At 69.8% G+C, this 12,870-nt stretch carries 10 protein-coding genes and 1 pseudogene; 4 read left to right on the top strand and 7 right to left on the bottom strand.

Going from position 1 to position 12,870, the window contains the following annotated elements; translation table 11 throughout:
- The 4 genes from AOK18_RS32945 to AOK18_RS09750 form a co-directional block, all read right to left on the bottom strand.
- The coding region (locus AOK18_RS32945; protein WP_157865064.1) for a hypothetical protein at positions 1 to 218 on the bottom strand (218 nt) is incomplete at its 3' end.
- A 577-nt stretch (positions 219 to 795) separates the two neighbouring features.
- Positions 796 to 2,313, bottom strand: coding sequence for a carboxylesterase/lipase family protein (locus AOK18_RS09760; RefSeq protein WP_055694046.1), 1,518 nt, complete (start codon positions 2,311 to 2,313; stop codon positions 796 to 798).
- Between the two features lie 74 nt (positions 2,314 to 2,387).
- Entirely contained in the window at positions 2,388 to 2,597 is a 210-nt protein-coding gene (locus tag AOK18_RS09755) for a DUF397 domain-containing protein (RefSeq protein WP_055694045.1), read from the bottom strand.
- On the bottom strand, positions 2,598 to 3,443 hold the full coding sequence (locus tag AOK18_RS09750; RefSeq protein ID WP_055570542.1) for a helix-turn-helix domain-containing protein: 846 nt from the start codon (positions 3,441 to 3,443) through the stop codon (positions 2,598 to 2,600).
- 214 nt (positions 3,444 to 3,657) lie between these two features.
- Between AOK18_RS09750 and AOK18_RS09745 the strand changes: the two genes are divergently transcribed.
- On the top strand, positions 3,658 to 4,287 hold the full coding sequence (locus AOK18_RS09745; protein ID WP_055694044.1) for an ATP-binding protein: 630 nt from the start codon (positions 3,658 to 3,660) through the stop codon (positions 4,285 to 4,287).
- Positions 4,288 to 4,835: 548 nt separating this feature from the next.
- Positions 4,836 to 4,988 (top strand): annotated as a pseudogene (locus AOK18_RS32940) (NF041680 family putative transposase); the annotation flags it as partial.
- Between the two features lie 124 nt (positions 4,989 to 5,112).
- Here the strand turns inward: AOK18_RS32940 and AOK18_RS09735 are convergent.
- From AOK18_RS09735 to AOK18_RS09725, 3 genes are all read right to left on the bottom strand, one after another.
- Entirely contained in the window at positions 5,113 to 5,352 is a 240-nt protein-coding gene (locus AOK18_RS09735) for a hypothetical protein (protein WP_055694047.1), read from the bottom strand.
- Between the two features lie 564 nt (positions 5,353 to 5,916).
- A complete protein-coding gene (locus tag AOK18_RS09730) occupies positions 5,917 to 6,771 on the bottom strand; it encodes a DUF6551 family protein (RefSeq protein WP_055694043.1) in 855 nt (284 codons plus the stop codon).
- Positions 6,772 to 7,018: 247 nt separating this feature from the next.
- Positions 7,019 to 8,374, bottom strand: a complete 1,356-nt coding sequence (locus AOK18_RS09725) for a S28 family serine protease (RefSeq protein ID WP_055694042.1) — start codon at positions 8,372 to 8,374, stop codon at positions 7,019 to 7,021.
- A 401-nt stretch (positions 8,375 to 8,775) separates the two neighbouring features.
- On the opposite strand from AOK18_RS09725, the gene AOK18_RS09720 reads away from it, so the two are divergent.
- On the top strand, positions 8,776 to 9,645 hold the full coding sequence (locus tag AOK18_RS09720) for a CAP domain-containing protein (protein ID WP_055694041.1): 870 nt from the start codon (positions 8,776 to 8,778) through the stop codon (positions 9,643 to 9,645).
- A gap of 357 nt (positions 9,646 to 10,002) precedes the next feature.
- On the top strand, positions 10,003 to 12,870 hold a 2,868-nt coding region (locus AOK18_RS09715), incomplete at its 3' end, for an FG-GAP-like repeat-containing protein (RefSeq protein ID WP_055694040.1).

The raw sequence follows: 12,870 nt of genomic DNA, 5'->3' as shown, positions 1-12,870 counted from the left end.
CGCTGTGACGTGACCTTCGCGTAGTAGGCGAAGGTCACGTCACAGCGGACCCCGTACGTCCTGCCGTCCACGTCCCACGCCTCACCGTTGGTGCACCACGAAGGAAGGGCCAGCGCGCCGTGCGGTGCCACCTCGACGGACTGTGCGGGAACGGCTACGGCACCGAGGGCGAGGACGGCTCCCCCGAGTCCGACACCAAGAGCGGAACGAATGCGCACGATGTACTCCTTCTCAGCCGCTTGCGGATCCGGTCGGGGAGTCCCCGGCCGACGGCCTCAAGAATGGCAAGGACGAAGGAGGAGGAAAGCGGATAAAACTGTCCCGGACAGGGCGTGGACTGTCCGGCCTGGTCGGGGCCCTGTCCGGGAAGCGTCCGGGACAGGTCCGCCGCGGCGAATGCCGGTTCCACCGCGGCGGAGCCCCTGCGGTGACCGCCGCGCCCCGCGACGGGCCGCCCCGGCCGCCGGGCGAGGCGCACGCATGTACTGCGGCGGCATCGGAGGGGTGGGGTGGGCGTGACGATCGGGCCGGTGGCCGGACTCGGGGACGAGTGCGCGCTCCGGCCGCCCCGCACCCGGATCGTGGTGCCCCTGTCCGCCCCGCCGCCGCACCCACACGTTGACGGTGAGAACGTCCTCGTCCCCCTCGCGCCACCGCAGCCACCGAGGTGGAACTCGTGATGTCGCCGGGTTGCTCAGGCAGGTCCGACGACCGGGCCGTCTGCCGCCGTCCCCCTCCGTCTCCCGCGCTCCCCCCCCCCGCTGTCACGCAGCGCCCCGGTCACGCCGATCCGTGTCACAGCCGCAGGAGACCGAACGGGACTTCCCGCCACAGCGCCCGTACGGCGGAGACGGCGTCGTCGGCCAGGTGGTCGTCCGGAACCGCCCAGACCTTCACCGGGGTGGCGTCGGCGGTGACCGGAGGCCAGCCGGGATCGCCGCAGGCCGCGAAGTCGGCCCAGGCACGGAGCATGCGCCCGGACAGGGCCCGGTCCTGTTCGTCGGGGGCACCGCCGATGAGGAAGGCGGCGCCCTCCGCGTCCAGGTTGCCGAACGCGAAGGGCACGTCCGCGGTGTGCCAGGGCCTCGCCTCGCGCCCCGGAGCGACGCGCCTGCGGGCGAAACGGGAGAGGTACGCCCGGCCGCCGGCTCGCGCATGGCACTCGGCGAACCGGCTGCCGTACTCGCCGAACACCGCGTCCCCGAAGAGAGCGAGGTACCGGTCCAGGACCGGAGCGCCGGGCATCAGCGCGCGGTAACCGTCGACCAACCGGGAGGGAACCCCCAACGCCCTGACGAAATCCAAGAGTTCCCTCTCCGAGGAGACCTCCCGCACCCCTGCGACCTCATGCAGGAACCAGTACTCCTCCAGGGCGTGGCACACCAGGAGATCCACGTCGCGCGAGGTGCCGGCCGCCGCCGCGGTGAGAGGATCCACGGGCAGCACCTCGCCGTCGACGACGGGCTGGAAGAGCACCGGGTCGAATGCCTGGATCGCCACCACGGGGTCGTCGGCGCACTGGTGCGCGACCTTGTCGGAGGCGGCCACCAGGTCCCGCGGCGAGGCGGAGAGCAGCCCGTCGCCCGTCGGGGCCACCCCGGCCTCGGCCGCGATCCTCGCGGAGGCCGCCGCGGCGGCCCCGACCGTGAAGAAGCCGTGCGGCACGCTGTGGGCGACGGCCCGCTGGAACAACCCGCGCGCCTGCTCCATGGCCATCAGGCAGGCGACCGACCCCGCACCCGCGGAGTGCCCGGCGACCGTGACCCGGCCGGGATCACCGCCGAACGCGGCGATGTTCTCCCGGACCCAGCGCAGAGCGGCCACCTGGTCGAGCAGCCCGCGGTTGTCGGGACAACCCGGTACGTGGCCGAAGCCCTCGAAACCGACCCGGTAGTTGCAGCTCACCACGGCCACCCCGGCACGGGCGAGCGCGGCGCCGTCGAAGTCGGGCTGGGCGGAGGAACCGAAGGTGTACGCGCCGCCGTGGATCCAGAACAGCACCGGAAGCGGCCCTTCGCCCGGCTGTCGCCGCACCCACACGTTGAGGGTGAGAACGTCCTCGTCCCCCTCGCGCCACCTCGGCGCACCGGGCAACTCCGCCGACTGCGGCGCGACGGGCCCGAAAGCCGTGCAGTCCCGCGGCCCGCTCCAGCCGCGAACGGGCTGGGGCTCGCGGAAACGGCGGGGGCCGAAGGGCGCGGCGGCGTACGGCACCCCGAGGACGGCCACCACACCGTCGGCCGGCGGCCGGCCACGCACCGGCCCGTTCGCCGTCCGGAACTCCGACCCCGCCCGTGAAGCTGTGTCCCTCATGCGCCACCAGCCTTCCACGGCCCTCCGCGGCACCGCGAGCGACTTGTCGGTCCCGGAGAGGGGGAACCGTGGCCCTACCCGGGAGGGTTGCGGGTCAGGGACCCCACGAACGCGCTCCACGCACCGGCCCGCACACGCACCACCGGTCCCTCCGCCCGCTTCGAGTCACGTATGAGCGCGCCGTGGGCGGAGTGCGCGCATTCCACGCACTCGGTGGCATTGCCTCCGCTGTACGACGACTTGAACCACTGTGGCCTGAGGACGGGCTGGCGGGCGGCGGACATTCACAGCTCCTTGCGCGCGTGATGGATCAGGGCGGAGGAAGCCTCCATGTCCAACGCTTGTGCGCGGAGGTACTCGAACGCAAGTCTGTATCGCTCCAGTTCTTCTTCCTGCTCCAGGAAGAGCGAACCGGTGTGGAAGTCGACGTAGACCACGTCGAGAGCCGCCTCGGTTCCCCCGAGGATGACGAAGCTGCCGAGCGCCGCGGAGTGGGCGCCCTTCGAGAACGGCAGCACCTGAAGCGTGATATGCGGGGACTCGTTCGCTTCGAGCAGCCGACTGAGCTGCTCCTTCATGGTCTCCGGTGCTCCGACGACCCGGCGGATCACAGACTCGTCGAGGATCGCCCACAGGCGAGGTGGTTTCGGCCGGGTGAGGATCTCCTGCCGTTTCATCCGGATGTCCACCAGCCGTTCGATCTCGGCCGACTCCAAGGGAATCTCGTTGGCCTTCTGCAGGGCGGTGCTGTAGGCGCGGGTCTGGAGGAGACCGGGGACGTAGACGCAAGAGAAGTGGTCCTCGCGTACGGCCTCGTCCTCCAGCGTGAGCAGCAGGTTCATGCTCTCGGGGATGGAGTCGGCGAACGAACTCCACCAGCCTTGCTGCTTGGCGTTTTTGGCCAGCCTGACGACAGCCTCTCGCTCGGCTTCCGTGGCTTCGTACTCACGGCACAACGCATCGACGACGATCCACTTCACCGGGCCCGCCTGGGTCTCGTACCGGCTGACCGTCGCCTTTGACACACCGACCAGCCGCCCGGCCTCCTCGAGAGTCATCCCCTTGCGGGCGCGCAACTTGCGCAGCATCGCACCTAGTTGACGGCGGCGCGTGGTGGTTCTGACGGGCATGGGACTCCTCTGCGCGTAACCCGGGCAGCCGCTCGGGGCTTGAACAGGCTAGGCAGCGCGGCGGTTGGCCCACTACGGGATTCACCCGATAGAGGCTCGTGAGAAGTTACATAACGAGACTTCTCTGTGTCATTCTCGCATCCGGAACGCTACGCAATGCAGTCGTACGAATACGGCGGGCGCAGCAGAGCGTGGCTGGGAGGGAGGAGTGCCCATGCCTGGTATCGAGACCGGGGAACACCAGCACCGCTGTGTCCTGCCCTTTGTGGCGCTGCCGACGGAGGTGCGGCTGCTGCGCAGGGCCGCTGCCGCACAGCTGGACCAGTGGGGTATGCCCGCAGCCGGCGATGAGGCCAGCCTTCTTGTCACGGAACTGGCGACGAACGTCATCAAGCATGTCGGTGAGGGCACATTGGCCACTCTGATCCTGGAGTGGAAGCGCGAGCGGCTGCGCGTTGAGATGCACGACAAGAGCGGCGCGTTCCCTGTCCCGCGCGATGCCGGCTATGACGCGGAGGGCGGCCGGGGACTGCACCTGATCGCAACCATGGCAGCTGACTGGGGGACCGTCATCACAGCCCTTGGCAAGACGGTCTGGTGTGAGATCGAGCTGGGATCCGAGGCTACGTGCCGCCGCGTGGAGCGTGCTGTCGAGGCGCTGGAGGGTTATCGCGGGAACGGTGGCGGCCTTCTGGAGGGCCGACGGCGCGAAGCGGCTTTGGAGGAGTCGGCGATCGAGCTGATCGCCGACTTGCTGCACTGGACCTCCGCGCGCGGCCTGGACCCGGACGATGTGCTGGACCGAGCCCAGATGCACTATGAAGCGGAAGTCGAGGCCGCTTAGCTTGTTCTTTATCTTCCGTCCGCGTGGTAGGGCAGGGACGGAAGATTCCAGACGGCGTCTGACCAGCTGACAATTTTTCGAAGTTCGCGGGCGCTTCGTGGCGATACAGCCTGCATCACGGTGTCGAGGAGGGGTCGGGCTTCGAGAGGGCTGCCGCAGCAGTACCAGTGCACACTGCCCCATTCTTAGTCGTGCCACAGAACACGCTCGGGTTGGTGGACGTAGTCCTTCCATAGGCCCACCGCCGTGCTGACGTCGCCCGGCTGCAGATAGTTGCGGGTGTGCTCGAGGCGGATGATCTCGGACAGTGCACGCGAAGACAGGCCGTCGATGACTGGCTTTGCACCCATTGCCCGGTGGCTGCTAGGGGAGCCGACGTGGATCTGTCTTGGCCGTCTACGCGGCATGGACCTTTCGGTTCGTCGTCATGCGGTACATGGTGCCATGGTCTCGAACGGATTCACTCGCATGGGGATTCGCCGGACGTGGGGTCGGCCTTCGTCTGATCTTGCGCTCCGGCCAAGGTGCACATGACCAAGACGAAGGCCATGAGGGTGAGTCTGCTGCCTGATGTTGTCCGGAGGGCGGCATTCGCGGAGGCGTCACGCTTCTGGGGTGAGTTCTATGAGTTTCTGATCGCTTGGTACGACGGGTTGTTCGAGCTGGTGGACGCGGTGCTGTGTGCGGACGGTGCGGTGAAGTAGACGCTGCTGCCCAAGCATCGTCTTGGGTGCGGAGCGAGGTGCGGCGGTCTCAAACGGTTGAGGGTCATGTTGGCCAGCACGTCGATGCATTGACGCTGGAGCGGGCCATCTATGGCGGCGGTCAGCGAACCGCATCAGGGAACGACTCGGCGATGATCTTGACGAGTTCGCGGGCGCCCTCGGCGTCGAGTTGGATGCTCTGGCTGATCTTGTCGAGGATCTTGCGGTCAGTGGATCCGTAGGTGTCTAGCTGGAGGAGGCGACGGCCATCCGCTGTGAAGGTTCGGTAACCGCACATGACCGGACCGTGGACCTTCTGGGCGTTAGAGGAGACTGACTGAAATTCCTTGATCAAAGCCATGTCCATACTGTGCCAGGCTTCAGGGGAGTTGGCGAATGTGGGGGCAGGGAGAGGTCTCTAACTCCTTCAGGTTGCCTATGAGGTGTAGCGTGACCAGTTGGGTATTTTTTCTTAAATGTCCGCCTTGCTGATTTTCGCGCTGTTGCGGTGCCGTTGCGGCATCGTCATGAACCGCTCAGAACGTGTAAACATTTCGAATCGATGAAAATGGTGGGAGCCATGCGGTTTCATGATTCTCATTACGTAGGGCATGGGCTCCCTGCACCTATATTGCCGTGCTGTCTCCGTCTGCGGTGACTAGGTACCTCCTGTTACGAGACGACCCCAAGCGGTCGCGAACGTGTGACTGATTTCGGTGTTTCAGCAGATGGCGACGGTAGATCCAGCACGAGGCTGTGAATGCCACCACGCTGCGCAGCGGAACCAGCATCGTCTTCGTACGACCAAAAGGGGACACGGAGCAGTGTGGGGCAAGGCGCTTCCGCGCCTGCTTGACTGGCTTTGGCAGATGTAAGCGCGGTGCTCCGCCTCGCAGGCGAGGGCGGAGCACCGTGTGTGCTGGGGTCACTCGAAGATGTTCGGGACGGGGATGCGGTTGGTGCGGCGGTTAGCGTTCCACGCGGAGGCAACCGCCAAGTGGGCTGCCTTGAGGCGGCCCTTGGTGCCGTCGGCGCGAGTGTTGTTATTGGTGGCGATGGTCTGGATCTTGGCTTTGAAGGCAGTGGGGTCGCCCTGACGCTTGAGCTTCTGTGCCAACTCCTTGGGCTTCAGCTCGGGATGCTTGGACATCACCGTGGCGATGCCTCCGATAGTGACGGAGTGCCAGGTATCGGGGGAGCGGCCCCAGGCGTCCTCAGCGATGGTGAGTGACAGGTCCAGGATCTCGGGACCGTGCTCCATGACGATGCTGAGGATCCCCTTGATGCCGCGCACACTGTTGGCGGTGCTGCTGCCAACCTTGAGCTGGTGCTTCTCCAAGACGGTGTTGGTGTCCTGGAAGAGCGGGTGCCCGGCCAGCACACCGATCCTGAACTCGTCATTTGGGCCGACCTTCGAAGACTCCTTGTTCTTGATAATGAACAGGGACGCCTCGTTGGCCGTCGACAGGTTGAAGTGAACCTCGCAAGCGATGGTCTGGATGGCCTCGCGAACCTTCTCCGGTACCGTGACCTGCCCAGACAGAATAAGTTGGCAGGCGTAGACGCGGTGCATGCCGTCCACCGCGTACTGGCCATCCGCGCGCTGCGAGAGGATTGGCGTCCCAAGCGCGGTGGGGACCAGCTTCTCGGCGATGGTCTGCGCACGCGATTTGTTGAGGTTTCGCTGGGCGCGGGGATCGAACTTGATGGACCTCGGGTCGACCTGGACGTACTTGATCGGGTGGTCCGGGATGCCGTAGCTGTAGTCCTTGCCGGACATGGGCTTCTCCTTGTGTGTCAGCACCCCAGTGGGAGTGACGGCGACACATGTCAGCTCCCGAATGCGGAAGACGGCGACTAAGTGGTGATCAAGCTACCGGCAAACTAGGCCGTCTGAAGGCCAAGTTTCCTGATTGCGACACAGTGTAAACATGTTGGAGATATCGGCAGTTCCTCAGATTCCTATGACCGTGCCCTGCTGGTCAGTGTGAGGAGTTGTTTGTAGCGGCAGAGGGCTTCCAGGGCCCTCAAGCGTGCCCGGCCCAGCGGGTGAGCATCGCGGTGGCCTCGGTGCGGTCCGGGGTGGGGAGGGCGGCGATGGTGGTGTGGTGGTTGGCGTCGGGTACCCACAGGACGCGGGAGTCGTGGCGGCCGGGCGGGAAGGGCTCGGCGGTCGAGGGGTCCCGCGTCCCGTTGACGAACAGCAGGCGGGTGCCGCTGCGGCGGACCCAGCGGTCGATGTCCGGCATCGCGTCCGGGTCGAAGCGCAGGGGGATGTCGCGGGGGACGAAGGAGCGCGGTTCGATGGCGCCCGGGTGGCGCAGCAGACCGTCCAGGTGGGCGGTGGGGACGTCGAGGTAGCCCATCTCGGTGGCGAGCTGGTACCAGTACGGGATGTAGGCGCGGGCGGTGGTGTCGGCGTAGAGGGGCAGGCCCGCGACGTCGTCCAGCCAGGTGTACAGCTGGTCGGTGGTGGCGTCCGGGCCGGGAACGGCGGCGAGGTCCGCCGGGCTGCCGCCGTTCTGCCAGAACATGAAGGGGACGCGCAGGACGGCGATCTCGAACGCCTTGTCGGCGCTGCCGATGATGCGGAAGGTGTCCCCGGCGGCGGTCGTCGCGGCCTCGTAGCGGGCGACCAGTTCCGCGCGGTGCAGCAGGAGCCGGCGCTGGGCGGTCCTGATCGCCTCGCGGTCGGCGGCCGTGCCCACGGTCTCCAGGAAGTGGAGGTAGGCGGAGTCGTCGCGGTCGTCGACGTTGTTCGGGGCCGCGTAGGCCACGGTGCCGTCCACGTCGTGGGGGTGGAAGCGGCGGTGGTACACGCTCGCCATGCCGCCCTTGCTGCCGCCGGTGGAGATCCACGCACCTCGGTAGAGCCGGCGGAAGGTGCGGACGATGCGGTGGTGGTCGTCGGCGGCCTGGCGGATGGTCAGGTGGGAGTAGTCGTGTGCGCTGGGGAGTGAGGTGCCGAAGTAGCGGTGCTCGACGTGGAGCTGGTTGCCGCCGAGGAGGACGGTCGGTTCGGTGCGCCGGGGCGTGAACGAGGCCGCGTATCCGGTCGTGAACAGGACGGTGGGGCGTTCGGCGGACGTGTGGAGCAGGGTGAGGCGCTGCTCGAACGTGCCGGCCGAGGGGTCGGTGTGGTCGACCGGCTGGCGCAGGCCGAGCACGAAGAAGCGGTATCCCGGTTCGGCGCCCGGCCGTTCCTCCACGATCCGCACACCCGGCAGGGAGCGCAGACGTCGCACGATGCCGTCGTCGGCGACGGGTGCGGGAGGCGTCCCGGTCAGGGCGTGGGCCGGTGCGGACGCCATCGCGGCGAGACCGGCCGCCGAGGCCACCGAGGCGGTCGAGAGCAGCAGGCGTCGTCTCGTCCAGAGGTGCATCGGGTGTCCTTCCCTCGACGTCGGATGCCTCCAGTACAGATGCCGGTCACCGCGGGGAGATCCCGCGTGCGGGGGATCCGCTTCCCCCGCACGGGGGAGAGGGCGGGGCGGGCCGTTGCCTCGGCTGTTCGCCGCTCAGGCGCTTCGCGGGAGGTGTCGGTGTCGGCGTCGGCGTCGGCGTCGGCCAGGGTTCTTCGGGCTCCCGGCGGTGGGGAACGCGAAGCGGAGTCGCGCGGTGCGACGCGCGGGCCGAGGAGGGCGCGAGGGGCCGGGTGCCGATGCGGGCAGCCGGTCCCGTGACGGGGGCCGGATAACGAAGCCGTAACGGGGCGGGACGGCCCGGGCACCGGCCGCTCCTTACGGGTGACCCACCCTCCCCAGAGAGAACCGGAGCTTCCCCGATGTCCCAGCACCGCGCACCACACGGCAGGGCCCGCACGACATCCGGCCGTTCGCATGCGAAGTCCGGCGGTCCGCGCACCCGGCTCATCGCGGCGTCCGGTGTCCTCCTCGCGCTGGGCGGAGCGTTCGCGCTGACGTCGCAGAGCGGCCCGGACGACACCGGTGCCGCGGCGTCCGGGAAGCCGCAGGGGCAGCAGTCCGTCGGCGACCGTGCCGCCGAGGGGAACGACACGCGCGTCCGGGCGGCGCGTGCGGAGGAGGAGGCCGCGGAAGCGGGCGAGCGGTTGATGGACGAGGAAGAGCGGAGCGCCCGCGCACAGGCCGCGAAGACGGCGCGCGAGAACCGGTGGGAGGCCGAGCGGAAGAGCGAGGCCGCGGCGCAGGAGGCGCGGGCGAAGGCGGACCGGGAGAAGCAGCGCCAGGACAAGGAGGAGAAGGAGAAGGAGGGGCAGGCGGGGGCCGCGGCGAGCAACGGCGGCTCCGGCTCCGGCTCCGGTTCCGGCTCTGGCTCCGGTTCCGGCGGCTCGTCCTCCGCCGGTATGTCCGCCGACGAGCACCGGCTCATCTCCCTGCTCAACGCGCGCCGCGCCGCCCTGGGGCTCCCGCCCGTCGAGGCGAGCGCCGATCTGGCCGGACAGGCCGAGGAGTGCTCCGCGCGCAGCCTCGCGAAGGGCGCCCTCGAGCACTGCGGCCACGAGGTTCTCTTCATGGGCGGCAGCGGCAACACGCCCGAGGCGATGATCGAGGCGTGGTTCAACAGTCCCGGCCACAAGACCGCACTCACCTACGGAAGTTCCTCCAAGGCCGGTGCGGCGATCGTCACGGACAGCGCCGGCCGGCTCGTCGCCGCCATCAACATCGACTACTGAACGGCCCCCTGCCGGACCGCCGCACGGCTCCCTGCCGGACCGCCGCACGGCTCCCTGCCGGACCGCCGCACCGCCCCGGCCGGACCGTCACGCCACGGTCGAGGGCGGGACGGCGTTCCGCGCTCTCCCCGAGTCGTCACGGCGTCGGGCCCCTGCCGGGCGGTCGGCGCCGCGTTCACCAGGGATTTCGGCGTGCAGGGGGCCGACGGCCGTGCGGTGGACGGGTGTTAGGATCCGGCGACTTGGCGGGGGGAGGACGGCCGGGGGCCCTCGGGGCGGCCGTTCGCCGACTGGGGTGCACGTGATGCGTTGTACGTCCTTCCCCGTGCCTTCTGTTGTTCTCCGGGGAGGATCCGCGTGACCAAGCGCGCGCTCATACGTGTCAGCATCGCCGCCACCGCGTCGTTCGCGATGGCCCTGGGTGCCGGGCCGCTGGTCCCGCTCGCCCACGCCGGGCCGTCCGCGGAGGTCGTCGTCCCGGCGGCCACCTCCCTGGTGCCGAGGTCGTCCGTCCTGAGCGCGGGCCCCACGGGGTTCCTGCGCCACGAGCCGGGCCGCGGCCACCTGTGGACCACCTACGAGGGCGTGGACACGGTGGTCGACGCCGCTGCCACCGAGACGCGGGGGCAGCTGGTGTTCGGCGCCGGTTCGGACGTCGTGGCCCGGCACGACGACGCCGCCGGGACGGTGACGCTGCGGAACATGGCGACCGGGGAGACCGGCGTCGTCCCCCTCCCCGCCGGCCGCCACACCTACCGGGGCACGCTCGGCTCCACCGTCGTGACCACCGCGCCGTCGGACGGCGAGAAGTGGCACCTGCTCGACCTCCGGGACGGCGCGGTGCGCCACCGCGCCGTGGCGGACACCCCGTCGGGCATCACCGCGGTCCTCACGAGCAACGCCCCCGTGGGCGACGCCCACGGCATGCTGGTGCAGTACCGGGTCGACGGCCGGGTGGAGACCGGCTGGCTCGACACGGACGGGGCCCGGCTGGTCCGGCTGCCGCACCACACCGCCTTCGGCGACTCGCGCGTGGTCCTCACCTCCACGCACCTGCTGTCGTGGCAGGACTCCGTCGTCTCCGTGTACTCCCGGCAGGACCTGACCGCCGCTCCCCGCACGGTGCCGCTGCCGGGCGAGGGCCGGCTGCTGGGCATGGTCGGCGACACCCTCCTCGTGACCCGCCACGACCCCGCGCTGGGCCGCAGGGACGGGAGCCTGCCCGTCTGGCGCGTCGAGATGGTGGGCCCGGACGGCTCGGCGCGCGGGACACTGCTGGACAGGGCGCTGAACATCCCCGCCGTCCCCGCCCCCGGCGGCGGACTCCTGGTGGCCGCCGGCCCCGACACCGCGGACTGGGGCGTGAACCTGGTCCGGGCCGGCTCCGGCGGTTCCCCCACCGTCCGGCGGGTCGCCCACTCCGAGGCGGTCTCCCTGACCAACACGGTGCAGGCCCTGAGCCTGACGCAGGGCCGGCTGACGACCATGGAACGCGACCGCTCGCGCGACCGGAGCGGCCTGTACGGCCGGACGGTCACCGTCGGCGCCACCGGCTCCCTCACCTTCGGACGGCACACCGACCGGGGACCCGTCCCCGCCGAGTACGAACAGTGCGGGTGGCAGGACTGCCTGAGGATGCTCGACACCGGCGACGGGCGGACGGTCTTCTGGGGCCGGCAGGGCGCCGAGGGGGCCTCCCCCCAGCCCCGCGTGGTCGCGGCGGGGGCGTCCCTGCCCGGCACGCCGCTCGACGCGTCCCGGACGTACGACCTGGTGAGCGAGGCCGCGGGCCGCTTCGTCGCCCTGCGCACCCGCGGGGGCGGCACCCCGGGCGCGCAGACCGCGGTCGTCGACCTCGACACCGGCAGGACGGTGCTGACCGTGCCGGAGCAGGCCGAGGCCCTGTGGGGCACCACCTTGTGGGTCAGGGACGGCAACGACAGCGTGGTCCCGGTCGACCTGCTCACCGGGAAGCGCGGCGAGTCCGTGTGGTTCGGCCGCGGCTGCCTCCTGGAGGACCTGCAGGCGGTCCGGGAGTGGCTGCTGTGGTCCTGCGTGGGCTCCGCCGAGGGCCAGGGCGTCCACAACACCGCCACGGGGAAGAAGCTGACCCTCAGGAGCGGGTCCGGGTCCTATGAGCGCGCGGTGCTCGGCGACGGCTTCGTCGTGACCGTCGACCAGGGCAAGCTCCGGGTGAACGACGTCCGCGGCGGGACGGCCGTGTCGCACACGCTGGAGTCCTCCACCGCCTGGAACCCCTGGGACGTCGACCCCCACACCGGCCTGATCGCCCACACCGACGACAAGGACAACATCCAGCTCGTGTCCGCCGGCGTCCCCGGGTCGCCGCTCGAGCAGACGGACACGGTCGTCACCGGGTCGGCGAACGTCAAGGGCGGCGCGGCGCCGTGGCGGCCGAAGTGGTGGCTGTCCAGGCCCGCCGCCTCCTGGAAGCTCGCGCTCCGGCACAAGCCGACCGGGAAGACGGTGCGCACCCTCTCCGGCGGCGAGGTGCGCGGCGCGGTGACGGCGTCCTGGAACGGCAAGGACACCTCCGGCCGGCTCGTCCCCAACGGCACCTACACCTGGACGCTGACCGCGGCCCCCGCCGACGGCCAGGGCGCCGCGCTGACCGGGACCGGGACGGTGAAGGTCTCCGGCGCCGCGGCGGTGGCGCGCGACCACGCCGGATCGGACGGCTTCGGCGACCTGCTCACCCTGAACTCCGCCGGTGCCCTCACCTTCCAGCAGGGCAGCGGCCAGGGCACCTTCTCCGGGAAGGTGAGCGGCAGCGGCTGGGCGACGAGCGTGAAGGCGGTGCCGCTCGGCGACCTCGACGGCGACCGCTGCAACGACACCCTGGTCCGGTTCAGCAGCGGGACGGTGCGCCTGTACCGGCCCACCTGCGGAACGGCGCTCAAGCCGGCCACGCCGTACACGACGATCTCGACGGGCAGCGGCTGGAAGCAGTACGACGTCCTGACCGCACCCGGCGACGTCACCCAGGACGGCCGCCCGGACCTGATCGTCCGCAACGCCTCCACCGGCACGGTCTACCTGTACAAGGGCACCGGTACGGGCAAGCTGTCGTCCCGCGTGAAGCTCTACGACGACTGGAAGACGTACAAGAAGATCGTCGGGGCCGGTGACCTCAACGGCGACGGCGTCGGCGACCTGCTCGCCCAGGACAAGGCGAACAACCTGTACCGGTACACCGGCACCGGC

The organism is Streptomyces prasinopilosus (genome assembly GCF_001419695.1).
Taxonomy (GTDB): domain Bacteria; phylum Actinomycetota; class Actinomycetes; order Streptomycetales; family Streptomycetaceae; genus Streptomyces; species Streptomyces prasinopilosus.
The sequence above is the reverse complement of the archived record's forward strand: the minus strand, read 5'-3'. Positions and strand labels throughout refer to the sequence as shown.

What these genes read in the sequence shown, in the direction of transcription:
- AOK18_RS09725 (WP_055694042.1), bottom strand. Translation starts at nt 8,374, where the DNA reads ATGCACCTCTGGACGAGACGACGCCTGCTGCTCTCGACCGCCTCGGTG.
- AOK18_RS09720 (WP_055694041.1), top strand. Translation starts at nt 8,776, where the DNA reads ATGTCCCAGCACCGCGCACCACACGGCAGGGCCCGCACGACATCCGGC.
- AOK18_RS09735 (WP_055694047.1), bottom strand. Translation starts at nt 5,352, where the DNA reads ATGGCTTTGATCAAGGAATTTCAGTCAGTCTCCTCTAACGCCCAGAAG.
- AOK18_RS09755 (WP_055694045.1), bottom strand. Translation starts at nt 2,597, where the DNA reads ATGTCCGCCGCCCGCCAGCCCGTCCTCAGGCCACAGTGGTTCAAGTCG.
- AOK18_RS09745 (WP_055694044.1), top strand. Translation starts at nt 3,658, where the DNA reads ATGCCTGGTATCGAGACCGGGGAACACCAGCACCGCTGTGTCCTGCCC.
- AOK18_RS09760 (WP_055694046.1), bottom strand. Translation starts at nt 2,313, where the DNA reads ATGAGGGACACAGCTTCACGGGCGGGGTCGGAGTTCCGGACGGCGAAC.
- AOK18_RS09750 (WP_055570542.1), bottom strand. Translation starts at nt 3,443, where the DNA reads ATGCCCGTCAGAACCACCACGCGCCGCCGTCAACTAGGTGCGATGCTG.
- AOK18_RS09730 (WP_055694043.1), bottom strand. Translation starts at nt 6,771, where the DNA reads ATGTCCGGCAAGGACTACAGCTACGGCATCCCGGACCACCCGATCAAG.